Here is a 23,681-nt window from a genome sequence, read left to right as displayed (position 1 = left end):
CTGTCCGACAACCTAGCCCCGTCGGCCAAACGGCCGACCGGAGGAGGGCCGTCCGGGGCACCGTCAGCCCGGCATCCGCCACACCCCGAGGGTGTTGCGTTGCCGCCAGCAGACCAGCACCCCCTGGCGGTGCCAGCAGGCGTCCCACCGCCCGGGCAGCACGTCCCGGACCCGTACCGTGCCGTCGGTCGGATCCAGCTCGGCCAGCACCTGCCGGTCGCCGGAGGCGGGCCGGACGACCAGCAGCGGGACGGTGGGCTGCCACTGGTGGACCACCTCCCACCGGCCCAACTCGACCACGGGTCGGCCGGTCGCCGCGTCGAGCAGCGCCAACCCCTGCTGCCCGTCGGCGCTGACCCCGATCATCCGGCCGGCGACCGACTCGACCGGAGCCCACCAGTCGGAGGTCCAGCGCTCCCGGCCGGTCACCCGATCGAGCACCCGGGTCCCGAACGACGCCCCCAGGCAGACGGCGTCGCCGCAGGGCCGCACGGACCAGCCGTCCGACGTCGGTACGGGCGTGTCCCACCGCCGCCGGCCGGACGCCAGGTCGTACCCGGCCAGCAGACCCGGTTCCCCGTCGACCAGCAGCAGGTCACCGACCGGTTGGGCCACGTGGTGGTGGTCGCCCCGGGCGGGTGGCACCGGGAAGGCGAGCAGGCGCACGCCGGTGCCGACGTCGTACGCCTCGGCCCGGCCGGCGCTGGTCACCACGACGAGTTCCTCGACGCCGCGCACCCCCGTCCGGTAGCCGACCGTGGCTGCCCCGGCGGTGACCGTCCAACGGGCCGCGCCGGTCGCCGGGTCGACCCCGCGCACCGCCAGCCGGTCGACGTGGAGGTCCTCCAGCAGCAACCCGCCGTCCCGGGCCGGCACCGCCACCCCGGGCTGCCGCCACCGGGTCCGCCCGTCGGCGTGGTCGAGCACCATGGAGACCGGTTCGCCGCCAGGGTCGGTGGTGACCACGACGTCGTCGCCGACCCCCTCCAGCACCACCAGTTGGTGCCGGGGCGACAGCGACACCTCCCAGCGGACCCGCCCGTCGGCCAGGTCGATCGCGGTGAGCTGCCGGCTGCCGGCAGGTGACAGGGCCGACGGGTAGGCGAGCACCAGCAGGCCGCCGACGATCAGGTGACTGGGCTCCGGCACGTCCGGCACGGGCACCGGGGCCAACCGGGTCGGCCCGGGTGCCGCGCCGGCCATGGTGAGCAGCACCACCAGGACGATCAGGGCGACGGACGCCGGGTGGCCGGCCGAACGCCGCAACCGGGGCCGGCGCGGCGCCGGGGGCGTCGGCTCGTCGGGGTGACCCACCTCACCCAGGTCGATCACGGTCATCGGGGCAGCCGCCAGACCCCGAACGTGCCGTCGACCAGCCGGCACAGCAGCAACTCCGCGTCGGTCTGGCAGTCACCGGAGACGGCCGGCAGCACGTCGAGCACCCGGACCCGCGCGGCGGCCACGTCCAGGTCGGCGACCACCATCCGACCCTCACCGGCCGGCCGCATCCCGAGCCCCGGCCCGGCCGGCGTGGTCGGCCGGACCAGCTTCCAGATGCCCAGGTCGGCGACCTGCCGCCCGGAGGCGACGTCGAGCACCACCAGCGGATGCCAGCCGCCCCCACCCAGGCTGCTCGCCGCCACCCGACCGCCGTACACCTCGCTGTCGAACCCCCAACGGGCGTCCTGCCAGACCGTCCGCCCGGTCGCCGGGTCCAACGCCCGTACCCCGCCGGCCTCGCCGAGCGCGCAGAGCAGTGACCCGCACGGGGTGAAGAACACCGGCGTCGTCAACGGCACCTCCCATCGACGGTCCAGCCCGTCGAGGCCGTACCCGGTGAGTCGGCCGGTGTTCGCCTGCACGGCGAGCAGCAGGTCGCCGACGATCTCGAACCCGGTGTTCGACGGCGTTCCCTCGTGGTCGAGCTGCGCACGGTGCAGACGTACCCCGCGCCGGGCGTCCCAGACCTCGACCGGGCCGGGCGGTTTCACAGTCACGATCCGGTCCACACCGTCGGCCGCCGTCCGGTACAGGGTGGCTGCCGGCGACATCGACGCCGACCAGCGGGTCCGGCCGGTCGACGGATCGACGGAGTGGACAGTCATCGGCCCCTCCGGACCGAGTTCGGAGAAGAGCACGTCGACTCCTGCCGACTCGCCACCCCCCGTCCGCTGCCAGCGCAGCCGGCCGGTCTCCCGGTCGTAGGCGAACGTCCGGTACGCCCCGTCCGGTCCGCCGGCGGTGCCGGTGACCAGCAACAGGTCGCCGTGCCGGCGCAGCGTCCCGGACCCGCTGGTCACCGGCACCGACACCTGCCACCGCCGCACCGGCCGCGCCCGGGGTGAGGTGGGGATCGTCCAGGCGCTCAACCGACCCGGGGCGGTCGGATCGCCGGTCGGGGCGTGCAGGAAGACCTCCCCGTCGTGGAGCAGCACCGACGTGCCGAGCGAGGCCGGCAGCACGAAGGCCGCCCGGTGCTCCACCGGCGCGGCGGCGGTCAGCACCAGCAGGGTGAACGCCAGCACCGCGGCGAGTCGCAGCGGCCGGCCGACGGCCCGGGGCGCGGGACCGGGCGGCTCCGGCTCGGCGTCGCGGAGCTCACCCAGATCGATGACCGTCACGCGCACCCTCTTTCGACCGCCACACCCCGCCGACCGCACCGCCCTTCGGTGGACGCGGATCGCCACCCACCGGGTCACCGGAGGGGCCGGTCGCCGCCTGTACGATGGCCCGTCGTGGCCGTGCCGGTGGTAGATCCCTCGTTGAACCCGACATCCGCGCCCGACGTCGTCGTGCCCGACCCGGCCGATCCGCACGGGCGGCCCCGCCGACGGCCGGGCCGGGCCGACGCGCTCGCCATCGGAGCCTATGTGCTGATCGGCGTTCTCGTGTGCCTGAACTACTGGGTGGACGTGCAGCACCGGGTGTCGTCCCACCTGCCGACCGACCACAGTTGGTTCGAGTGGCTGTTCACCCACGGCGCGTACTCGGTGCGGCACCTGGAGAACCCGCTGTTCAGCGCCCGGCAGAACGCCCCGGACGGGGTGAACATGATGGCGAACACCTCGCTGCTGGGGATGACCATCCCGCTGGCCCCGATCACGCTGCTGTTCGGCCCGCAGGTGACCTACGCGCTCTATCTGGGCGGGGCGCTGGCCGCGACGGCGGCCACCTCGTACTGGATGCTCTCCCGGCACCTGGTGCGCTCGCGGGCCGGCGCGTTCGTCGGCGGGGCGTTCCTCGGTTTCGCGCCGGGCATCGTGCACCACGCCAACGGGCAGCCCAACTTCGTCTCCAACTTCCTGCTGCCGGTGATCGTGGCCCGGGTGCTGCGGCTGGGCCGGCCCGGCCGGTGGCGACGCGACGGCCTGGTGCTGGGCCTGCTGGTGGCGTACCAGATCTTCATCAACGAGGAGATGCTGCTGCTGACCGCGCTGGCCTGCCTGGTGGCGGTGGCGGCGTACGTGGTGCAGCGGCCCCGCGAGGCCCGCGCGCGGGTCGGTGGCTTCCTGGCCGCGCTCGGGCTGGGCGGTGGGCTGGCGCTGCTGCTCACCGCGTACCCGATCTGGTACCAGTTCAACGGGCCGCAGTCCTACCGGGGGTTGCAGGGCGGGGTGTTCCACAACTGGGGCGAGGACCTGATGGCCTTCGTCACCTTCGCCCGGGACACCGTGGCCGGGGACGAGGCGGTGGAGAAGACCATCGGCCTGACCGAGCAGAACACCTGGTTCGGCTGGCCGCTGGTGCTGGTCGCGCTGGCCGCCCTGGTGCTGCTCTGGCGGCGTTCGCTGGCCGCCCGGATCGCCGGGGTGCTGGTGGTGGTCTTCACCGTGGCGGCGGTCGGCCCGAAGGTGCGGTTCAACGGGGTGGAGACCACCATCGACGGGCCGTGGGCGTACATCTCGGATGATCTGCCGCTGGTCGAGATGATGATGCCGACCCGGCTGACCCTGGTGGTGACCGGCGCGGTCGGTGTCCTGCTCGCGCTGGCCTGGGACGCGGTGGGCGGCCCCGGCCGGCCCCGGGTGCCCGCACCACGCACCGCCGCCGACGACACCGTGGCCGGGGAGACCGTCGCGACCGCCCCGTCGGGGCCGCCGGCCCGCCGCCCCTGGATCCGCCCGGTCGGGTACGCGGCGATCGCGCTGGCGGTGCTGCCGCTGTTCCCCCGTCCGCTGCCCGCGCAGCACATGGACCTGCCGCCGCACTTCATCACCGCCGGCGGCTGGCGGCCGTACGTCCCGGCCGGGCGCACCCTGGTGCCGGTGCCGATCCCGAGCAACGTGCACGGCCTGCCCACGCTGCGGTGGAGCGCGCTGACCGGGCACGAGTTCCCGGTGCCCGGCGGTTACTTCATCGGCCCCAACGAGCTGGACCAGGGCGTCTTCGGCGCCCCGAACCGGCCGACCAGCACCCTGATCTACGCCACCATGGACGCCGGCACGGTGCCCGCGCTGACCGAGGAGAACCGTCGGCAGGCGGTGACGGATCTGCGCTTCTGGAAGGCGTCGGTGGTGGTGCTGGGCGCCCATCCGCGCGAGGCGGTGCTGCGGGACCTGATGACCGGCCTGCTCGGCCCGGCGCAACGGGTCGACGACGTCTGGCTCTGGGACGTCCGCCCCCTGGTCGACTGACCCCGCCGACCCCGACCCGGGTCGGCGGAGCGCCACAGGCCGTCCGGGGCCACCCGAGTGGGCCCAGGTGGTCCGGGGCCGGCGGGTGGGTTCAGGCGGTCCGGGCGGACAGCGGCCGGACGTCCCAGACCCACACGTCGAGGTCCCGGCGGGCGGGGCCCACCAACTGCTCGACGGTCCGGCGCAACGGCTCCGCGTTGTGCTGGCGCAACGGCAGCACCAGCACGGCGGCGTTCCAGTGCCGCAGCTCGTCCAGGCTGCGCCGACGCTGCCGGTCGTCCAGTTTGGTGGTACGCCCGGTGGTGGCCACCTCGTCGAGCAGTTGCCCGATGCCACTGGGCCGCCCGCCGAACCGCCCCGGGTCGCCGGTGTTGCCGTTGCGCGGGGCCAGGAAGTAGCCACCGGGGATCTTGAAGTCCAGGTTGGTGGCCGCCGCCCACCGCATCCCGTGGGTGTTGCCCATGCTGGGCACCGGCACCGGCACCAGGGTCTGCCCGGGTCCGACGTACTCCCGCCAACGGTCGGCGGTGATGAAGTCCGGCACCGGCGGGCGGGAGGTCACCTTCAGCGGCATCGGCACGATCGGCAGCAGGGCCAGCACCAGGGCCGCCACCGTGACGGTCTTGGCGTGCCGCCACTGCGCGCCGCGCAGCGTCCAGGCCCGCTGCACGGCCAGCGCCAGCAGCATGCCGATCACCACGGAGGTGATCAGGGCGAACCGGGTGGGCACCACCGCGTCCAGCAGCGGCAACCGCACCAGCAGCTCCCACGGCCCGGTGACCAGGTCCCGCCCCCACCAGGAGATCCGCTCGCCGAGGGAGAGCAGCGCGAAGAAGGCGCCGGTGACGGCGAGCGCCCGGACCAGTCGTTCGCGGCGCAGCCAGAGCACGATGCCGACGGCGATCAGCGACAGGCTCCAGCCGAAGAAGGCGTTCTCCTCGGAGTAGTTCGGGGCCAGGTTGACGTTGGCCCGCTCGTTGCCGCCGAAGGTGGGTGAGCCGGGGGCGAAGAAGGCGGCGATGTCGTTGCCGTAGTCCTGCACCGCGTCGCTGAGCCCGTGGTACGCCATCGGCCCCGCGAACTGGATGTAGAGCGGGTACGCCAGCAGCGCCCCGGCCAGCACCGCACAGGCGGCCACCCCCTTGGCCAGGGGCCGCCACGCCGCCGACCAGAGTCCCGGCCGCTGGGCCACCATGGCGATCAGGAAGATGCCGCAGGCCAGCGCGGTGAAGAGCAGGATCTCCTCGTTGATGAACGCCTGACCGGTGACCAGCACGGCGAGCAGCAGGCCGTCGCGCAGCGGCCGGGTGGAACGGGTCAGCACCATCACCCGCCACACGATGAACGGCAGCAGGAACTGGCTGATGATGTTGGGGTGCCAGTTGGCGTGCGAGAGCATCGCCGGGGAGAACCCGCAGAACCAGCCGCCGACCGCTGCGGCGAGCCGTCGCCGCACCAGGTGCCGGGACAGCACGTGGTACCAGGCGGCGGCGGTGCCGGCGAGCCCGAGGGTGACCAGCACCACGAAGGAGACCGCCGGTCCGAAGAGCAGCGTGATCGGCACCATCGGGATGCCCAGCGCCAGCACCGCCGTGTTGGCCATCAGGTTGACGCCGTCGGGGAAGTTGAACTGGTCGGTATAGAACGGGAATTCCCCGTGCAGCACCACCCGCACCGAGTGGGCCAGGAAGAACTGCACCTGCGCCGGGTCGCTGCTGTAGAGCGAGGCCACCCGGCCGGCCGGGTCGATCCAGATCCGGCTGGTCACCCAGAGCGCGACGACCAGGAAGATGCCGTAGACCACCAGGTCCTTGCGGCGGGCCGTCCAGCGCCAGCGCCGCCACCACGCGGGCGGCGTCGCGCCGTCACCGTCCGTGTCGGCCACCCCCCGCGCCGGTACGACCACCGCCGCCCCCCGGCCGTCGTCGGCTCCCGACTCACCGGCTGCCCCGACGGGCGGCATCCCCACCGGTGGCGCGTCGACCGGCACCGCCTCGACGGTCCGGTCGACGGGTGCCGGTGCGCCGGTGGTGCGCAGGTCGTCAGGGGTGGTAAGGGTCTCGGGTGGGGGCGCTGTCGCGGTGGCCGTCGTGCCGCGGGCAGCGCCCTCGGAGTCGTCGGGGGCCGGTGCGGAGGCGCCACGGGGCTCGGCAGACGTCACAGTCGGCGGAGTCTACCGGAGCCGAGAAATGGCCCGAAATTCACTCTGGTGTCCCTTGTGGTCATCGGGGACACGGCTGCGGGGCGTCACCGGGCGTTGCGTACCATGTGGGCTTCCGACAACGACGGCGACGCGATCGGGGGCGTACAGGTGGCTTCGGTTCGTCGTCGCGGCACCACGGTCACCGCGCTGCTCGGCCTGCTGCTGGCCGTCCCGGCCTGCGGCCCGGTCGCCGAACGTCAGGCCCGCGAGCTACGGGTCGGCTACGACAGTCTGGACGGTACCCTCGCGGTGTGGCCGCCACGCGGATCGCTCGCCGGGGACACCACGGCGACCGCGGCGGTGACCGCGGCGGTCCGTGCCTGGCGCTCACCGATCGACGACCGCGCCCACCTGCCGTCCTCCGGCATCCTCTGGTCCGGTGAGGTCGACGGCGTCCCGCTGGCCCTGGTCGCCGCAGACGTGCCCGGGGAGAGCGCCTCCTGGCTGCTCCAGCTCACCGGCCGGGCAGGCCGGTACGAGGTGACCCGGGCCAGCGAGTACACCGACCCGGGTTACCTCACCTACGCCGACGTGCTCCCGCTGTACCTGCCCGACGGCCGGCGCTACCTGACCTCCGGCCGGGTGGAGCGACTGCTGGGCCCGGACGGCCGGGCGCTGATGCTGACCGACGGGCTCACCGCCAAGGTGCAGGTGCCCGACTGCCGGGCGGTGCCGGTGACGGCCACCCTGCGGGCCACCGAGTCGCTGCCCCGGGGCCGGGCCGCCGACCGGCTGCTCGACCTGGGCGTCGCCACCGCCGACCCGAGATACCCACTGGTCCGCGACGAGACCGGCTCCGGCCGACGGGCCCTCGACGGGTTGGACACCTGCATGCTCGCCGACGAGCAGGGGCCGTTCGGGAGCATCCCGCGCCGGATCGGCGACCGGGACGCACCCCGGTCGGCGCCCGAGTCGTGGCCGATGGAGAAGGTGGCCGTCCGGGCGATCGGTGAGATGATGCTGGGCGGCGGCGCCGACCCCGGCGACCTGGAGCAGCTGACCTGGGAGACCGGCGCCGGGACGATGACCGCGGTGGTCTACCGCCCGGCCGGCGACGGCAGGCCGGTGGTCTCCCCCGCCGACCGGTCCAACCCGCTCCAGACGTACGTGCTGCCGGTGCCGGGGCAGCCGCTGGTGGTGCTGACCTGGCGGGGCAACCGGGACGCGTCCCTGTCGGTGCCGCCCGGCACCCCCCGACTGGTGGACCGCCCCGGCCTGGTGGTCGTCCCGATGCCCGCCGCCCGGCAGACCTTCAGCCTGGCCACCGCCGAAAAGACCTACTACCGCTCCGCCGGCGGCCGCTGACCCCACCCGCCCCCACCCCCGCCCGGCCCCACGCCCCCGGCGGTTTCCCGGTGATCAAGAGGTTTACGTCACCAGAACCGTTCCCCCTGACCAAAACCTCTTGATCACCGGGGCGGGAGCGGGGGCGAGAGCAGGCGCGGGGAGCGCGGGCGGGGAGCGGGGGGCTGGGCTGGACCGGGGATGTCTGGAGGGCGGTCACGGCGTTGCCGTGACCGCCCTCCAGGCGTCGGAGATGGGGGTGGGGTTCGGTCAGTTGGGGGTGGTGTCGCGGGCGGGGAGGCGGACGGTTTCCACCGAGGGGGTGTCGCCGTCCAGGCCCGAGATCCAACCGGTGACGTCGCGGGCCACGTCCTGTGCGGTCAGGCGCAGGTCGGTGAGGATCTGCGCGCGGGTGCCGTGCGGGTGCCAGTCGGCCGGTACGCCCAGGTCGCGCAGCGGCACCCGGACGTCGGCGTCCCGCATCGCCTGGCCCAGCGCGTCGCCGACGCCGCCGATCCGGACGCCGTCCTCGACGGAGACCACCAGGCGGTGCCCGGCGGCCAGCTCGACCAGCTCGGCCGGCACCGGACGCACCCAGCGCGGGTCGACCACGGTGACGCCGTAGCCCTGCTCGGCGAGGCGGGACGCCACCTCCATGCCGAGTAGCCCGAAGGAGCCCACCGCCACCAGCAGCACGTCGGTACGCGCCGACTCGGCCAGCACGTCGACCGGGCCGACCCGGCGGATCGCCGGCAGGTCGGCGGCGACGGTGCCGGTGGGGAACCGGACGATGGTGGGACCGTCGTCGACGGCGATCGCCTCCCGCAGCTCCTCGCGGAGGCTGGCGGAGTCGCGGGGCGCGGCGATGCGCAGGCCCGGCACCACCCCGAAGACCGACATGTCCCAGATGCCGTAGTGGCTCGGCCCGTCCGGCCCGGTGACACCGGCCCGGTCCAGCACGAAGGTCACCGGCAGCTTGTGCATCGCCACGTCCAGCAGGACCTGGTCGAACGCGCGGTTGAGGAAGGTCGCGTAGACCGCCACCACCGGGTGCAGGCCGCCCATCGCCAGGCCGGCCGCGGAGGTGGCCGCGTGCTGCTCGGCGATGCCCACGTCGTACACCCGGTGGGGGTGCTTGCGGGCCAGGGTGGCGATGCCGGTCGGCTCGGCCATCGCGGCGGTGATCCCCACCACGTCGGGCCGCTCGTCGGCGATGGCGACCAACTCGTCGGCGAAGACCTGGGTCCACTTCACCGACGGGGCGGCGAGCAGCTTGCCGGTCTCGGCGTCGAAGGCGCCCGGACCGTGCAGGCAGTCCGCCTCGTCCTCCTCGGCTGGGCGGTAGCCGTAGCCCTTGCGGGTCACCGCGTGCACGATCACCGGGCCGCCGAAGTTCTTCGCCGCGCGCAGCGCCGACTCGACGGCGACGATGTCGTGCCCGTCGACCGGGCCGACGTACTTGATGCCGAGGTCCTCGAACATCGCCTGCGGGGCGACCGCGTCCTTGATGCCCTTCTTGACCGCGTGCAGCACCTCGTACATCGGCTTGCCGACGAACGGGGTGTTGCCGAGGGCGTCCTTGACCGTGTCGAGGACCTTCTCGTAGCCGGGGTTGAGCCGCAGCGACGACAGGTGGTCGGCGAGGCCGCCGATGGTCGGCGAGTAGGACCGGCCGTTGTCGTTGACCACGATCACCAGCCGGTTGCCGGAGGTGGCGATGTTGTTCAACGCCTCCCAGCACATGCCGCCGGTGAGCGCGCCGTCGCCGACCACGGCCACCACGCTGCGCTGCTCGCCGCGCAGGGCGTACGCCTTGGCCAGCCCGTCGGCGTAGGACAGGGCGGTGGAGGCGTGCGAGTTCTCGATCAGGTCGTGCTCGCTCTCGGCCTGGCTGGGGTAGCCGGAGAGGCCACCGCGCTGGCGGAGCTGGTCGAAGCCGTCCTGCCGGCCGGTGAGGATCTTGTGTACGTACGACTGGTGGCCGGTGTCGAACAGGAGCCGGTCGCGCGGGGAGTCGAAGACCCGGTGCATGGCCAGGGTCAGCTCCACCACCCCCAGGTTGGGGCCGACGTGCCCACCGGTGCGGGAGACCTTGGCGATCAGGAAGTCACGGATCTCGGCGGCGAGGATGTCCAGCTGTTCGCCGGTCATCCGCTTCACGTCCTGCGGACCACGGACGGTGCCCAGCAGCCGACCGTGGTGGGCCGTGTCCTCTTCAACACTCATGACGAGAGAGTCTATCGGCCGCCGCCCACTACGCAGCCCGGCCGTGGATCACCGCAGGTGGGAGCCCAGGTCACCCGCTGAGGCAGCCAGCTCAGCCCCGGGTGGGACGCGCCCGCCCAGGGCTGGCCGGCCCGGACGGCCCGTTCAGCGCTGCACGACCAACCGGCGCGGCGGGACCTGCCCGGTCACCCGGTGCGGCGGCCCGGACGGGGTCCAGGAGCCCAGCACGGCGGCCCGTCGGGCGCCGGTCACCGAGGGCAGCGCGCCCGGCAGCCCGTGCCAGGACAGCCAGCCGAGCAGGGCGAACGCGTACGCCTCCCGGGCCTGGGCGGGCACCCCCAGTTCGTCGGTGGTGCGCAGCACCCAGCGGTCGGCGGCGAGGGCGGCCAGTCGACCCCACAGGGTGGGGTTGCGCACCCCACCACCGGCCGCCACCACCTCGGTCACCCGGTGCCGCGCGCAGGCGGCGGCCACCGTCCGGGCGGTCAGCTCGGTCAGCGTGGCGAACACGTCGTCCGGGGCGACCGGCTCCCCCAGCCCCGCCAGCCGTTCGTCGAGGTAGCCGGGGTGGAACAGCTCCTTGCCGGTGGACTTGGGCGGTGCCGCCGCGTAGTAGGGCTCGGTGAGCAGCAGCGTCAGCAGTCCGGGGTGCACCCGGCCGGCCGCCGCCCTGGCCCCGTCGGTGTCGCAGGGCCGGCCGAGGAACCGGCGGGCCGCCGCGTCGAGCAGGGCGTTGGCCGGGCCCACGTCGTACCCGAGCACGGGTGCGTCCGGCGCGACCACGGTGAGGTTGGCGATGCCGCCCAGGTTGAGCGCCGCCCGTACCCCGCTGCCGGCCGACCCCCGGGGCCCGCCCCCACCGCCGGGTCGCCCGCCCGCACCACCGCCACCGCCGTGCTGCCGGCCCGCGTCGGGGTCGCCCGGGGCGAGCAGCAGGGCGTCGAAGGCGGGGACCAGCGGGGCGCCCTGCCCCCCGGCCGCGACGTCCGCCGACCGCAGGTCCGACAGCACGGGTACGCCCACCCGGGCGGCGACCCGGGCCGGCGCACCGAGCTGGAGGGTGCCGTGCACGGTGCCCCCGTCGACCCAGTGGAAGACGGTCTGCCCGGGGGAGACGACCATGTCGGCGTGCCCGCCGGCCAGCGCGACGCCGAGCGCGGCGGCGTCGGCGAACACCGCGCCGAGGGCGTTGTCGAGCCGGCAGACCGCCTCGATCGTGGTCGGGTTCGGCGGCAGCACCGCCCCGATCCGCTCCCGCAGCTCCTCGTCGTAGCCCAGCTCCCGGTGCCCCAACGGACGCATCCGCAGGGTCTCCCCGACGGCGGTGAACTCGGCGGCGACCACGTCCACCCCGTCGTACGAGGTGCCCGACATCAGCCCGACGATCTTCATCGGGCCAGGTTAGTCAGCGCGACGGCGGCAGGAACAGGCCGATCAGTTCGACGTGCTGGGTCATCGGGAACAGGTCGAAGCCCCGCAGCGCGGCGAGCCGCCAGCCGGCCCGGGCGAAGGTGCGCACGTCCCGGGCGAAGGCGGCCGGGTCGCAGGCCACGTAGGCGATCGCCCGGGGACTGGCGGCGATCATGTCCCGGACCACCGCCGCGCCCGCACCGGTACGCGGCGGATCGAGCACCACCAGGTCGACCGGGCCGGTGACCCGACGGCGGGCCAGCGCGGTCTCCACCCGGGCGGCGACCACCTCGACCCGGGGCAGGTCGGCCAGGTTCCGCCGGGCGGCGGCGACCCCCTCGGCGGCGGACTCGACCATGGTGACCCGGGCGTCCGGGCCGACCCGGCCGGCGAGCGCGGCGGCGAACAGGCCGGCCCCGCCGTACAGGTCCCAGGCGGACTCGCCGGGCTGCGGGGCGAGCAGGTCGAGGACCGCGTCGACCAGGGTGTCAGCGGCAGCCGGGTGCACCTGCCAGAAGCCCTCGGCCGGCAGCGTCCAATCCCGACCGGCAGCCACCTCCCGCACCGGCGTCGACCCGTCGACCTCGACCGCCGCCGACCCGACCGGCCCGTCGACCTGGGCCGTCGGCCGGCCCGGCAGATCAGCCTCGACCACCACCGGCCCGCCCACGATGTCAGCCTCGGCCACCACCGGCCCGCCCGGGACGTCAGCCTCGGCCACCACCGGCCCGCCCGGGACGTCGACGGCCGGCGGCGGGCCGGAGAGGTCGACCCGGGTGCGCACCCCGTCGGCCAGGGCGGTGACGACGACGTCCCCGCCGGTCGAGGCGACTGCCTCCACCGAATCGGCCGTCGGCCAGTGCCGACCGAGCACCGGCAGCTGCTGGATCGCCGGGTGGGCGATCAGGCAGCGGTCGATCGGCACCACCTCGTGCGAGCGGTGCTTGAGCAGCCCCGCCCGGCCGGCGGCGTCGACCGCGTAGCGGACCCGGGACCGCCAGCCCAGCGGTCCCCCGGGCAACGGCTCGACCGTGACCCGCAACGCGTCGATCTCGGCATCGGTGAGCCCACCCAGGCGGGTGAGCTGCTCGCGGACCACGGCCCTCTTCCAGTCGAGCTGGGCGGCCGGGGCCACGTGCTGGAGGTCGCAGCCGCCGCAACCACCCGGCCGGGCGTACGGGCAGGGCGGGGTGACCCGCTCCGGTGCCGCCTCGACGATCTCGACGGCGTCGGCACGGGCGAAGCCCCGGTGCAGCTCGGTCACCTCGGCGACCACCCGCTCGCCGGGCAGCGCGTGCCGGACGAAGACCACCTGGCCGTCGACCCGGGCCACGCAGTGCCCGCCGGGGGCGACCGCGTCGACGGTCAACTCGACCCGCTCGGCCTCCTCCAGCCCGGGGCCCCGCTCCTGCCCGGAACCACCGGACGGACCAGCCGACCGGACCGCATCAGACCCGACGGCATCAGACCGGACCGCGTCAGACCGGACCGCGTCAGACCGAGCCGCGTCAGACCGAGCCGCGTCGGACCGGGTCGCGGCCGATCGGGGCGCGTCGGACCGGGTCGGGGCGGTGCGGGCGGTGGTGACGGGGCGGGCGGGGCCGGGGCGGGCGGTCACGGGCGGTCTCCGGTCGACGGGCCGGGCTCGCCCGGCGGGGCGGCGGCCACCGGCGGGACGGGCGGCGGCAGGGTGCTGTGCGGCGCGACCCGGGGCCCCCGGGCGGGGGTACGACTCAGCGTCTCGTCCAGCCGGTCGAGGTTCTTGGTCGCCGTGGAGGCCAACTGCCAGGGCACGCTGGTCACCATCACGCCCGGCTCGAAGAGCAGCCGACCCTTGAGCCGCAGCGCGCTCTGGTTGTGCAGCAGGTTCTCCCACCAGTGGCCGACGACGTACTCGGGGATGAAGACGGTGACCACGTCGCGCGGCGACTCCCGGCGGGTGTTGGCCACGAAGCTCAGGATCGGCCGGGTGATCTCCCGGTACGGCGAGTCGACCACGGTCAGCGGCACCGGCACCTCGCGCCGCTCCCACTCCTGCTGGAGCTGCCGGGTGTCCTTCTCGTCCACGTTGACGGTGACCGCGGTCAGCGTGTCCGGCCGGGTGGCGCGGGCGTACGCGATGGCCCGCAGGGTCGGTTGGTGCAGCTTGCTGACCAGCACGATGGCGTGGTTGCGGGCGGGCAGCACGCCGCGTATCTCGGTGGGTTCCAGCTCGGCGGCGATCCGGTCGTAGTGCCGGCGGATGGCCAGCATCAGCACGTAGATCACCGCCATCGCGGCGATGGCGATCCACGCGCCGAGCAGGAACTTGGTGAGCAGCACGATGACCAGGACGGTGCCGGTCATCGCCATGCCGAACGCGTTGATCGCCCGGGAGCGGAACATCCGGCGGCGGGCCTCCGGGTCCCGCTCGTGGCGCAGGTGCCGGTTCCAGTGCCGGATCATCCCGGCCTGGGAGAGCGTGAACGAGACGAAGACGCCGACGATGTAGAGCTGGATCAGCCGGGTCACCTCGGCCTGGAAGCCGACGATCAGCACGATCGCGAAGACGGCGAGGAAGACGATGCCGTTGGAGAAGGCCAGCCGGTCGCCCCGGGTGTGCAGCTGCCGGGGCAGGTAGCGGTCCTGGGCGAGGATCGAGCCGAGCACCGGGAACCCATTGAACGCGGTGTTCGCGGCCAGGAAGAGGATCAGCGCGGTCATCCCGGCGACCACGTAGAGCAGCACCGACCCGCCGCCGAAGACCGTCTCGCCGAGCTGGGTGGTGACGGTCTTCTGCACGTACCCGTCGGGGCCGGAGAGGATCTGCGTCTGTGGGTCCTCGACGAACTGGAGGCCGGTCAGCCGGGCCAGCCAGATGATGCCGACCAACATGGTGACCGAGATGGTGCCGAGCAGCAGCAGCGTGGTGGCCGCGTTGCGGCTCTTCGGGGCCTTGAACGCGGGCACCCCGTTGGAGATCGCCTCGACCCCGGTCAGCGCGGCGCAGCCGGAGGAGAAGGTACGCAGCAGCAGGAAGACCAGCGCGAAACCGGCGACGCTGTGCTCGGCCTGGATCTCCAGCCCGGCGCTGGGGGCGCGCAGGTCGTCGCCGAGGACGAAGTACCGGACCAGCCCGGTGAGGATCATCCCGCCCATGACGATCACGAAGCCGTACGTCGGGATGGCGAACGCGGTGCCGGACTCGCGCAGCCCACGCAGGTTCATCGCGGTGAGCAACACCACCGCGGTGACCGCGACCAGCACCTTGTGGGTGGCCACGAAGGGCACCACCGAGCCGAGGTTGGCCACCCCGGAGGAGACCGACACCGCGACGGTGAGCACGTAGTCGACCAGCAGCGCGCTGCCCACCGCCAGCCCCGCCCGGGGGCCCAGGTTGGCCGTGGCCACCTCGTAGTCACCGCCGCCGGAGGGGTAGGCGTGCACGTTCTGCCGGTAGCTGGCGACCACGGTCAGCATGACCACGACCACCGCGAGGGCGATCCAGGGGGAGAACAGAAAGGCCGACGCCCCGGCGATGGACAGGGTCAGCAGGATCTCGTCCGGGGCGTACGCGACGCTGGACAGCGCGTCGGAGGCGAAGACCGGCAGGGCGATGCGCTTGGGCAGCAGGGTGTGCTGGAGCCGGTCGGACCGGAACGGTCGACCGACGAGGAGTCGCTTCAGCAGCGAGGTGGGACTGGCCACAAGCGCTAAGGGTACGACCACCGGATGGTGGCCGCCGGGGGGTGCCTGATCCCGTTCCCACGCCCCGGCGCGGTACGGTTCGGTCCCCCGTCGGCCGGGTGGACGTGGCAGGCTCGCAGACGACAGTCGCCGGGACGCAGGCGCACCTTGGGAGGGACACCGTGCACGTCGTGATCATGGGCTGTGGGCGGGTCGGCTCGACGCTGGCCCACAGCCTGGAGTCCCGGGGGCACTCGGTGGCGGTGATCGACCAGGACGCCGACGCGTTCCGCCGCCTCGGCCCCGACTTCGCCGGGATCATCGTCACCGGCGCCGGCTTCGACGGCGAGGTGCTGCGCCAGGCCGGTATCGAGCGGGCGGACGCCTTCGCCGCCGTCTCCAGCGGCGACAACTCCAACATCATCTCGGCCCGGCTGGCCCGCGAGACGTTCGGCGTCTCCCGGGTCGCGGCCCGCATCTACGACCAGCGCCGGGCCCAGGTCTACGAGCGGCTCGGCATCCCCACCGTCGCCACCGTCCGCTGGACGGCCGACCGGATGCTGCGCCACCTGGTCCCCGAGGGCAACGTGGAGATCTTCCGGGACCCGACCAGCACCGTGTCGATCATCGAGGTGCCGGTGCACAAGGACTGGATCGGTCGGCCGCTGCGCCAACTGGAGGAGACGGCGGGGACCCGGGTGGCGTACCTGACCCGGTTCGGCATCGGCATGCTGCCCACCGCCTCCAGCGTCGTACAGGAGGGTGACCAGCTCTACGTGCTGGTCACCGACGACATCGCCGCCTCGGTCACCGCGGTGGCCGCGACGCCGCCCGAAGGAGGGCACTGAGCCATGCGGATCGCCATCGCGGGTGCCGGCAACGTGGGCCGGTCGATCGCCCAGGAGCTGATCGACAACGGCCACCAGGTGATGCTGATCGAACGGCAGCCGCGGATGCTGCGCCCGGACCGGGTGCCCACCGCCGACTGGGTGCTGGCCGACGCCTGCGAGCTGGCCAGCCTGGAGGAGGCGAACGTCGCGGGCTGCGACGTGGTGGTCGCCGCCACCGGCGACGACAAGGTCAACCTGGTGGTGTCCCTGCTGGCCAAGACCGAGTTCGCGGTGCCCCGGGTGGTGGCCCGGGTCAACCGGGCCGAGAACGAGTGGCTCTTCAACGAGCAGTGGGGCGTCGACGTGGCGGTCAGCAAGCCCCGGGTGATGGCCGCGCTGGTCGAGGAGGCGGTCACCGTCGGCGACCTGGTCCGGTTGATGACCTTCCGGCAGGGCGAGGCGAACCTGGTGGAGATCACCCTGCCGCCGACCGCGCCCTACGTCGGCCAGCCGATCCACGCCGTGCCGCTCCCCCGGGATGCCGCGCTGGTGGCGATCCTGCGCGGCAAGCGGGTGCTGGTGCCCAGCCCCGACGACCCGATAGAGGCCGGCGACGAGCTGATCTTCGTGTGCACCGCCCAGGTGGAGGACGACGTGCGCGCGGTGATCCTCGGCCCGGACAGCGTGGAACGGACCCGGGGCGCGACCTGAGCCGCCGCGGCGCCAGGTGGCCAGCTCAGGCGTCCCGCAGCCGAACGGACGCAGGATGCTCCGGCTCAGCCGCCGGGCAGCGGCTGGGGGGCGGATTCCCGGGTCACCCGACGCACCGTCCAGACCGTGATCAGCAGCAGCAGCGCGTACGGCGGGTAGCCGAGGGCGAGCCGGGCCACCCCCAGGGCGGTGTCCTGGTGGGCCAGGTAGAGCCCGGCCTGCACCCCGACCTTGGCCAGCCACACCACGCCCCAGAGCACGGTGAGCTGGGTGAAGGTGCGCACCAGCCGGGGATCGTCGCGCCACTCGGAGCGCCCCTTGGCCACCAGCACCGACCAGATCCACCCCACCAGGGGCTGCCGGATCACCGCGGAGAGCAGCAGGGCGATGCCGTAGCCGATGCCGTAGAGGATGCCCGGGAGGTAGAAGTCCCGCTCGTCCCCGGTACGCCAGGCGATGGCCGCCCCGATCCCGACGCCGAAGAGCCCGTTGACGGCGTGCCGGACCGGGCGGCGCTGGACCAGCCGGACCACCGCGATCAGCAGCGCCACCCCGATCGAGGCGATCACCGCCGGCCGCAGCTCCCCGACCACGTTGGCCAGCACGAAGACCACCACCGGGATGCTGGACTCGACCAGCCCGCGCCAGCCGCCCAACTGGTCGGCCATCTGCTCGGCGAGGCTGGGCAGCTGTTCGTCGTCCGCCGGGGTGGTCTGCGGCTCGGTGGCCGGGGGCTGTCCCGTCGTCACTTCGGCGACTCCAGCTCGTAGTACGGGTTGTAGATGACCTTGCGGTCGTCCCGGACGGACACCCGGCCCCGGGCGGTGAGGTGCCGGCCCGGCTCGATGCCGACGATGTGCCGTCGACCCAACCAGACCAGGGTGACCACGTCACTGCCGTCGTAGAGGTCGGCCTCCAGGGTAGGCAGGTTGGTACGCGGCGTGTAGACCACCGTGCGGAGCCGCCCGGCGACCGAGACCACCTGCCCCCGCATGCACTGACGGGCCAGCACGCCACCGGACTCGGCGCTCTCCCGGCGTAGCTCCTGTGCATCGATCTCGGCCTCGCTGGCGGTGAACCGGCGCAGGATGCCCCGGAGCGACATCCGGCTCTCGTCGGTCGACATGACCTCCGCGTCACCTCTCCACGCTGACCGGTCGGCACCGGCGCTGCCCGACCCCGGAGCGGGACCGTGCCGCCAGCGTACGCCGATCGGCCCCCGACGGCGTCGGTGCGGTGAGCCCGTCCCGGCCGACGCCCGACCCGCCCGGCCGGAGGCCACCCGGCCCGACGCCCCGCCGCCACCGCCCGGCCCGGGGTGTCTCCGGCCGCAACCCCGACGAGGGTGCCGACGGACCCCGTGCCGGGACGCCACCACCACCGGACAGCGGTCCGGGCCGGACGCGGCCACCTCGGGTGGCGGCGTCCGGCCCGGACCGCGTCGGTCAGGTCTCGCGCGGGGCGGTCGCCGCGGCGTCGCCGCCCTCGACCTGGTCGGCCATCTCCCGGGGCAGCCGCAGCGGCAGCGGCTCGCGGACCGGTTTCGCCTCCTGCCCCCGGTCGACCACCAGGCCGTCCAGGCAGGTGGCGAGCGGGCCGGCCGCGGCCGGGTCGGTGGCGACGGCACCCTGGTAGACGCCCCGCACCATCCAGCGCGGCCCGTCGATGCCGACGAAGCGCAGGTCGGTCGGCCCGTCCGGGGTATTCACCCGGGCGTGCAGCTCGATGCCGTACTCGCCCTGGGCCTCCTGGGCGGTGGCGCCGTCGCCGATCAGCGACTGCCGGATCTCCTCACGCACCTCGTCCCAGATGCCCTCGGAGCGGGGCGCGGCGAAGACACCGAGCTGGAGGGCGTTGTCCCCGTGCACCAGCACCACCTGCTGCACGACGCCCTGGGGGTCGGCCTGCACCCGCACCTCGACCCCGGACACCGCCGGGATGTGCAGGCTGCCCAGGTCGAGGCGCTGCACGTCGTCCGGTGCCTCGGCGAGGTCGTACGGGCCACGGGCCGGGCCCGCCGCCTCGGACGAGTCGAGGACGTCGGCCCGCTGGTCACGGGCGTGCCGCCCACCGTCGGCCCGCTTTCGGGAGAAGATCACTGCGCCCACCCTCCGCTGTTCGCACTCACCCTGCCACCTCTTCCGTCCGTTTGCCCGCCCGGTCGGCGCCCTCGGGCCCGGTCGGGCCACCGGGCGGGGGCACGAGCCCGGCGTGGCCGCCGGTCGACCCGTGTCCGCCGGTCCCCCGTCGGGACCCGGGCAGCACCGCCACCGGTTGGAAATCGGCCCGCTCCACCCGCTGGACAACGAGTTGCGCGATGCGATCGCCACGGGAGATCTTCGCCGGTGCGTCCCGATCATGGTTGATCAGGTTGACCAGGATCTCACCCCGGTAGCCGGCGTCGACCGTACCGGGCGCGTTGAGCACCGTCACGCCGAGCCTGGCGGCCAGCCCGGAGCGCGGGTGGACCAGGCCGACGTAGCCCTCCGGCAGGGCCAGCGCCACGCCGGTGGGGACCAGGGCCCGGCCGCCGGGGGGCAGCTCGACGTCCGCGGCGGCCACCAGGTCGGCCCCGGCGTCACCGGGATGGGCGTACGCGGGCAGCGGCAGCTCCGGGTCGAGCTGCCGCACGGGCACGGGTACGACGTGGGTCACGATCTGCCTCTTCCGTCGGCGTTCACGGGGTGCCCCTGCCATCCTGCCGGGTCGTCCGGCCGTCGTGTTCCGTACCCTTCGAGTGTGAGCCTGTCGCCTTCCCCGTCGTCGTCGCCGACGCCGCGCGTCGCGGCCGTCCCGGCGTACTCCGAGCGGCTCGGTCTGCCGTGGTGGTGCTGGCTGGCCGGGCTCGCCCTGGCCGGGCTCGCCGCCACCGAGCTGTGGATGGGTGCCGAGGGGGTGCGGGCCTGGCTGCCCTTCGTGCTGCTGCTGCCGGCCGTCCTGGCCGGGCTGTGGTGGCTGGGCCGGGTCCGGGTCGCGGTCGACGGCGGTGAGCTGCGGGTCGACGACGCCCACCTGCCCGTGCGGTACGTCGCCGACGCCGTCCCGCTCGACGCCGAGGGCCGGCGCGAGGCGCTCGGGGTGGGCGCGGACCCGTTGGCCTTCGTGGTGCAGCGGCCGTGGATCGGCGGCGCGGTGCAGGTGGTGCTCGACGATCCGGCGGACCCGACCCCCTTCTGGGTGGTGAGTTCCCGCCGGCCGACCGAGCTGGCCGCCGCACTGCTGGCCGCCCGCGACGCGGCCTGAACCAGCCCGGCCTGAACCAGCGCGGTCAGGGCAGCGCGGGTCGGCCGCCGGGGGGCAGCTCCCGGCGTTGCTTGCGCAGGTCGCGGCGGAGCTGATCGGCCAGCGACCGGGTGGCCCGGCGGTTGAGGTAGCTGGCGACGGCGGCCCCGGTGAGGAACGGACCCAGCGTGGTCAGATTGCGGCCGAAGCGCTTGAGCAGGGTGTCGCGTAGTTCCTTGCGGGCGGCGGTGCCGAGCACCGCGCCCACGCCGACGCCCGGCATCATCGGGTTGACTCCCCGCTGGCTGGCCCAGGACTGGACCAGGGCGACGGTCCGGGGGGTCCCGCCGGTAGGCAGCGGCGCGCCGTAGATCTCGTGCAGCTCGCCGATCAGCTTCAGCTCGATCGACACCACGGCCACCGTCTCGGCGGCCAGCAGCACCGGGGCGGAGAGCAGGGTCGGGGCGACGGCCCACTCCACCGCGGCGACGCCGCCACCTGCCGCACCCACCCCGGCGGTGGCCCGGGTGGCGTTGCGGACGAGCCGGTCGGCGAGTGCCTCGTCGTCCAGGCCGGGGAAGTGCCGCCGCAGGGTGGCCAGGTCCCGGACCGGGATGTGCGGCGCGACGTCGGCGACCGTGTCGGCCATCCAGCGCAGCGCCGCCCTCGGCTTGAACAGGTCGGCGAGACCCCGGCTGCGGGCCTGACCGACCAGCCGGGTGAGCAGTTGCCGACGCCGGGCGGGCGCGATGTCGTCGGCGGTCAGCGCCGCCACCGTCGCACCCAGCTCGTCGCCGGCCCGGGCAGCAGCCGGATCACCCCCGGAGGCCCCGTTCCCGGGTACGGCGACGGGCGGTCCGGCATCGGACAGCGGACCGTCCGGGTCGGACTCGCCGTGCCGCTCGCCGTGCTCGTTCATCCGCCTGCCCTCCCGAGGTTCCCACCGGTTGTGGTGGACGCCTACACGAGTCAAGCAGCAACCCGCCGTATGCGCACGGCGGCTCGGGCAGCGGCGGCCCCGCAGGGAGGCCGCCGCCGGTGTGGTGGGTACTCAGACGCACTCACGGCAGATCAGGTCGCCGTTGCGCTCGACTGCCAACTGGCTGCGGTGGTGCACCAGGAAGCAGCGTCCGCATCGGAACTCGTCCTGCTGCATCGGGAGGACCTTCACGGTCAGCTCCTCGTCGGCCAGGTCGGCGCCGGGCAGCTCAAAGCTCTCGGCCACCTCGGCCTCGTCGACGTCCACGGCGCCCGACTGTGAGTCGACCCGCCGGGCCTTGAGCTCTTCCAGGCTGTCCTCGCCGAGGTCGACCTCGTCGCGACGCGGGGCGTCGTAGTCGGTGGCCATCGGTTTCACTCTCCCATATCGATGTTGTCGCTTCCGGTTGTAACGCCGGGCGACGCTGTTTCGGTTCCCACTGGCCGGCCACCAATGTGTGTCGGTCGCCCCACCCGACGGCCTCTGGATCGAGGCCTCCGGGGCAAGCCCCGACGAGCGCGGTACCTTACCCCCTCCCAGGCGAGGCATGTATACCGCCCTCGCGGCTGAGATGTACGCCCCAGCACCCCAAGATGTTCCTAATGTGACTCAGGCGACACGAAGATAGGGGTAGTAGTACCCCGTTCCCGGTTGGCGCGCCGGCATGTCGGACTGTTTCCACGCGACTGCCGGACAACCGTTAACCTCAGCGGCGTACTCGACGGCCGACGACGCTGCCCGCCGCCGACGTTCGCCGCCACCACCCACTGTCCGGGAGCACCCAGATGAGCTTTGCGCGAGTGCGAGCACTCGTTGTCGTCGGCCTGCTGGCGGCCGTCGCCCTGATCTTCGTCGTCGTCGCCGTGGTCCGCGACACCCAGGGCAGCGGGGCCAGCGCCAGGGGTTGCCCCGAGGGTTGGCCGCTGGCCGACCTGTCCCTGCGCACCTACAAGGATGTCAAGATCAACATCCTGAACGGCACCAGCGAGCCGGGCCTGGCCAGCAGCGTGGGCGACGACTTCCGGAACCGGAAGTTCCAGGTCAAGAAGGAGGGCAACGCCGCGCACTTCGACGGTGTCGCCCTCCTGCGCTTCGGCCCCAAGGGCGTCGGCTCCGCGCACCTGCTGCGGGCCTTCTTCCTCAACAACGCCGAACGGGACTACGACGCGAAGCGCCAGGACGACACGGTCGACGTGGTGCTGGGCGACGGCTTCCAGCAACTGGCCACCACCACCGAGGTCAACCAGTCCCTCGGCGACCTGGGCGCACCGACCGCACCCGAGGGCTCCTGCCCGATGCCGGTCGAGAACAAGTAACCGGCTGCCGGTCGCGGGACGCGTACCCGCCCGGTGGTCGCGGGACGGCTCACCGCCCAGGCCGGGTCGCACCGCCACCGCCGGACCGGCCGGAGTCAGACCACCCGCCGGACCGGGCCGGGTTCAGGGCCCGCCGGAGGCGTCCAGGGCGGCCAACCGGGTGTGCAGCGGCGTGAACAGCGCCGGAGGGGCCGCGATGACCAGGTCGGGGCCGGGCGGTTCGCCGTTCAGCCCGGTCACCCGTAGCCCGGCCTCCGCAGCGACCAGCCCACCGGCGGCCAGGTCCCAGGCGGCCAGCCCCTTCTCGTAGTAGGCGTCCACCCGCCCCTCGGCGGCCAGGCAGAGGTCCAGTGCCGCCGCCCCCATCCGCCGGATGTCCCGGACGTCCCCGATCAGCTCGGCGACCACCCGGGCCTGGTGCAGGCGACGGCCGGAGTCGTAGCCGAAGCCGGTGGCGACCAGCGCCTGCCCCAGATCGGTCTCGGCGGAGCAGCGCACCCGCGCACCGTCGCGCCAGGCGCCGCCGCCCACGGTGGCGGTCCACTCCTCGCCGGTCGACACGTTGCGGACCACCCCGGCGACCACCTCGCCGTCCACCTCGGCGGCGAGCGACACCGCGCAGTACGGCAGCCCGTAGAGGTAGTTCACCGTGCCGTCGATCGGATCGACGATCCAGCGCACCCCACCCGCCCGGACCGCCCCGGCCTCCGCGCCGCCGTACTCCTCACCGAGCACCACGTCGTCCGGACGGGCCGCGCGCAGGGCCTCGCGGACCTGTCGCTCCACCGCCCGGTCGGCGGCGGTGACCACGTCGGTGGCGGTGCTCTTGGTGGCCGCGACCGAGACCCCCTCGGCCCGCATCCTGGCCGCGGTCGTGGCGGCGTCCCGGGCCACCTTGATCGCGATCTCCAGCAGGTTCTGCGGTGTCGGCGTCGAACCGGTCATCGAAACTGCCCCTTTCGCGCCGCGATACGGGCACCGGACGCACCGGCGGAGACCCGGGACCCGACGGACCCGCCCCTGTCGTCCGGCGCGACACGCGTGCCCCGCGGCACATCACCGATCTCGTCCGGACAGCATAGGCAGGCGCGGTCGCACCCCCGACGCTCACCGGTGTGGCGGCAGGTCCGGGCACCGACCGACCGCGCTCCCGGCCCGGTCGACCGGCTGGCCACAAAGTCGACATCCGGGCCGAACCGG

General features: G+C 74.0%; 20 protein-coding genes. 6 read left to right on the top strand and 14 right to left on the bottom strand.

Going from position 1 to position 23,681, the window contains the following annotated elements; translation table 11 throughout:
• Positions 1-63: 63 nt before the first annotated feature.
• Both ACQP1S_RS08510 and ACQP1S_RS08505 read right to left on the bottom strand, forming a co-directional pair.
• On the bottom strand, positions 64-1,338 hold the full coding sequence (locus tag ACQP1S_RS08510) for a PQQ-binding-like beta-propeller repeat protein (RefSeq protein WP_091249657.1): 1,275 nt from the start codon (positions 1,336-1,338) through the stop codon (positions 64-66).
• Complete coding sequence (locus tag ACQP1S_RS08505; protein ID WP_432904927.1) at positions 1,335-2,621, bottom strand: PQQ-binding-like beta-propeller repeat protein; 1,287 nt, start codon at positions 2,619-2,621, stop codon at positions 1,335-1,337. The genes ACQP1S_RS08510 and ACQP1S_RS08505 overlap by 4 nt, the downstream gene beginning before the upstream one ends.
• Before the next feature lie 126 nt (positions 2,622-2,747).
• Here ACQP1S_RS08505 and ACQP1S_RS08500 point away from each other — a divergent pair, with 126 nt between their 5' ends.
• Positions 2,748-4,634 (top strand): hypothetical protein, encoded by a 1,887-nt coding sequence (locus ACQP1S_RS08500; protein ID WP_432907896.1) that lies wholly within the window; start codon positions 2,748-2,750, stop codon positions 4,632-4,634.
• A gap of 91 nt (positions 4,635-4,725) precedes the next feature.
• Here the strand turns inward: ACQP1S_RS08500 and ACQP1S_RS08495 are convergent, their stop codons facing one another.
• Positions 4,726-6,597 (bottom strand): hypothetical protein, encoded by a 1,872-nt coding sequence (locus ACQP1S_RS08495; protein ID WP_432907893.1) that lies wholly within the window; start codon positions 6,595-6,597, stop codon positions 4,726-4,728.
• Between the two features lie 348 nt (positions 6,598-6,945).
• On the opposite strand from ACQP1S_RS08495, the gene ACQP1S_RS08490 reads away from it, so the two are divergent.
• Complete coding sequence (locus ACQP1S_RS08490; RefSeq protein WP_432907890.1) at positions 6,946-8,142, top strand: hypothetical protein; 1,197 nt, start codon at positions 6,946-6,948, stop codon at positions 8,140-8,142.
• A 249-nt stretch (positions 8,143-8,391) separates the two neighbouring features.
• On the opposite strand, the gene dxs is transcribed toward ACQP1S_RS08490, so the two are convergent.
• The 4 genes from dxs to ACQP1S_RS08470 form a co-directional block, all read right to left on the bottom strand.
• Complete coding sequence (gene dxs, locus ACQP1S_RS08485; protein ID WP_432904925.1) at positions 8,392-10,347, bottom strand: 1-deoxy-D-xylulose-5-phosphate synthase; 1,956 nt, start codon at positions 10,345-10,347, stop codon at positions 8,392-8,394.
• Between the two features lie 144 nt (positions 10,348-10,491).
• Positions 10,492-11,739 carry an anhydro-N-acetylmuramic acid kinase gene (locus ACQP1S_RS08480; RefSeq protein ID WP_432904922.1) on the bottom strand — a complete coding sequence of 416 codons (1,248 nt, stop codon included), beginning with the start codon at positions 11,737-11,739 and terminating at the stop codon, positions 10,492-10,494.
• Positions 11,740-11,752: 13 nt separating this feature from the next.
• Positions 11,753-13,126, bottom strand: coding sequence for a class I SAM-dependent RNA methyltransferase (locus ACQP1S_RS08475; protein ID WP_432904919.1), 1,374 nt, complete (start codon positions 13,124-13,126; stop codon positions 11,753-11,755).
• Positions 13,127-13,371: 245 nt separating this feature from the next.
• Entirely contained in the window at positions 13,372-15,444 is a 2,073-nt protein-coding gene (locus ACQP1S_RS08470; protein WP_091249640.1) for an APC family permease, read from the bottom strand.
• A gap of 161 nt (positions 15,445-15,605) precedes the next feature.
• Between ACQP1S_RS08470 and ACQP1S_RS08465 the strand changes: the two genes are divergently transcribed.
• Together ACQP1S_RS08465 and ACQP1S_RS08460 are read left to right on the top strand one after the other, a co-directional pair.
• On the top strand, positions 15,606-16,271 hold the full coding sequence (locus tag ACQP1S_RS08465) for a potassium channel family protein (RefSeq protein ID WP_091249637.1): 666 nt from the start codon (positions 15,606-15,608) through the stop codon (positions 16,269-16,271).
• A gap of 3 nt (positions 16,272-16,274) precedes the next feature.
• Positions 16,275-16,964 carry a potassium channel family protein gene (locus ACQP1S_RS08460; protein WP_363666719.1) on the top strand — a complete coding sequence of 230 codons (690 nt, stop codon included), beginning with the start codon at positions 16,275-16,277 and terminating at the stop codon, positions 16,962-16,964.
• Between the two features lie 65 nt (positions 16,965-17,029).
• Here ACQP1S_RS08460 and ACQP1S_RS08455 read toward each other — a convergent pair whose 3' ends face one another.
• The 4 genes from ACQP1S_RS08455 to dut all read right to left on the bottom strand — a co-directional run bounded on the left by ACQP1S_RS08455 (position 17,030) and on the right by dut (position 19,661).
• The gene (locus tag ACQP1S_RS08455; protein WP_432904914.1) at positions 17,030-17,713 is read right to left on the bottom strand and encodes a DUF3159 domain-containing protein; all 684 of its coding nucleotides are present in this window, start codon (positions 17,711-17,713) and stop codon (positions 17,030-17,032) included.
• Positions 17,710-18,090, bottom strand: coding sequence for an OB-fold nucleic acid binding domain-containing protein (locus tag ACQP1S_RS08450; protein ID WP_432904911.1), 381 nt, complete (start codon positions 18,088-18,090; stop codon positions 17,710-17,712). Before ACQP1S_RS08450 ends, ACQP1S_RS08455 begins: the two co-directional genes overlap by 4 nt.
• A 319-nt stretch (positions 18,091-18,409) precedes the next feature.
• Positions 18,410-19,063 carry a DUF3710 domain-containing protein gene (locus ACQP1S_RS08445; protein ID WP_091249623.1) on the bottom strand — a complete coding sequence of 218 codons (654 nt, stop codon included), beginning with the start codon at positions 19,061-19,063 and terminating at the stop codon, positions 18,410-18,412.
• A 25-nt stretch (positions 19,064-19,088) separates the two neighbouring features.
• Entirely contained in the window at positions 19,089-19,661 is a 573-nt protein-coding gene (gene dut, locus ACQP1S_RS08440; RefSeq protein WP_245722644.1) for a dUTP diphosphatase, read from the bottom strand.
• 48 nt (positions 19,662-19,709) lie between these two features.
• Between dut and ACQP1S_RS08435 the strand changes: the two genes are divergently transcribed.
• A complete protein-coding gene (locus ACQP1S_RS08435; protein WP_432907887.1) occupies positions 19,710-20,207 on the top strand; it encodes a DUF3093 domain-containing protein in 498 nt (165 codons plus the stop codon).
• Positions 20,208-20,232: 25 nt separating this feature from the next.
• On the opposite strand, the gene ACQP1S_RS08430 is transcribed toward ACQP1S_RS08435, so the two are convergent.
• Positions 20,233-21,105: a hypothetical protein gene (locus ACQP1S_RS08430; RefSeq protein WP_357897051.1), complete on the bottom strand. Its 873-nt coding sequence runs from the start codon at positions 21,103-21,105 to the stop codon at positions 20,233-20,235.
• Positions 21,106-21,237: 132 nt separating this feature from the next.
• On the bottom strand, positions 21,238-21,534 hold the full coding sequence (locus ACQP1S_RS08425) for a DUF4193 domain-containing protein (RefSeq protein ID WP_067315205.1): 297 nt from the start codon (positions 21,532-21,534) through the stop codon (positions 21,238-21,240).
• 431 nt (positions 21,535-21,965) lie between these two features.
• Here ACQP1S_RS08425 and ACQP1S_RS08420 point away from each other — a divergent pair, with 431 nt between their 5' ends.
• Positions 21,966-22,481, top strand: a complete 516-nt coding sequence (locus tag ACQP1S_RS08420) for a LytR C-terminal domain-containing protein (RefSeq protein ID WP_432904906.1) — start codon at positions 21,966-21,968, stop codon at positions 22,479-22,481.
• 123 nt (positions 22,482-22,604) lie between these two features.
• Here the strand turns inward: ACQP1S_RS08420 and ACQP1S_RS08415 are convergent, their stop codons facing one another.
• The gene (locus ACQP1S_RS08415; protein ID WP_091249606.1) at positions 22,605-23,426 is read right to left on the bottom strand and encodes an inositol monophosphatase family protein; all 822 of its coding nucleotides are present in this window, start codon (positions 23,424-23,426) and stop codon (positions 22,605-22,607) included.
• Between the last annotated feature and the right edge of the window lie 255 nt (positions 23,427-23,681).

Source organism: Micromonospora matsumotoense, assembly GCF_050951065.1.
GTDB classification, from domain to species: Bacteria; Actinomycetota; Actinomycetes; order Mycobacteriales; family Micromonosporaceae; genus Micromonospora; species Micromonospora matsumotoensis.
The sequence above is the reverse complement of the archived record's forward strand: the minus strand, read 5'-3'. Positions and strand labels throughout refer to the sequence as shown.

Excerpts from the sequence above, each read along its gene's own strand:
- ACQP1S_RS08510 (WP_091249657.1), bottom strand. The coding sequence starts at position 1,338 with ATGACCGTGATCGACCTGGGTGAGGTGGGTCACCCCGACGAGCCGACG.
- ACQP1S_RS08495 (WP_432907893.1), bottom strand. The coding sequence starts at position 6,597 with ATGCCGCCCGTCGGGGCAGCCGGTGAGTCGGGAGCCGACGACGGCCGG.
- dxs (WP_432904925.1), bottom strand. The coding sequence starts at position 10,347 with ATGAGTGTTGAAGAGGACACGGCCCACCACGGTCGGCTGCTGGGCACC.
- ACQP1S_RS08480 (WP_432904922.1), bottom strand. The coding sequence starts at position 11,739 with ATGAAGATCGTCGGGCTGATGTCGGGCACCTCGTACGACGGGGTGGAC.
- ACQP1S_RS08460 (WP_363666719.1), top strand. The coding sequence starts at position 16,275 with ATGCGGATCGCCATCGCGGGTGCCGGCAACGTGGGCCGGTCGATCGCC.
- ACQP1S_RS08450 (WP_432904911.1), bottom strand. The coding sequence starts at position 18,090 with ATGTCGACCGACGAGAGCCGGATGTCGCTCCGGGGCATCCTGCGCCGG.
- dut (WP_245722644.1), bottom strand. The coding sequence starts at position 19,661 with ATGGCAGGGGCACCCCGTGAACGCCGACGGAAGAGGCAGATCGTGACC.
- ACQP1S_RS08430 (WP_357897051.1), bottom strand. The coding sequence starts at position 21,105 with ATGAACGAGCACGGCGAGCGGCACGGCGAGTCCGACCCGGACGGTCCG.
- ACQP1S_RS08425 (WP_067315205.1), bottom strand. The coding sequence starts at position 21,534 with ATGGCCACCGACTACGACGCCCCGCGTCGCGACGAGGTCGACCTCGGC.
- ACQP1S_RS08415 (WP_091249606.1), bottom strand. The coding sequence starts at position 23,426 with ATGACCGGTTCGACGCCGACACCGCAGAACCTGCTGGAGATCGCGATC.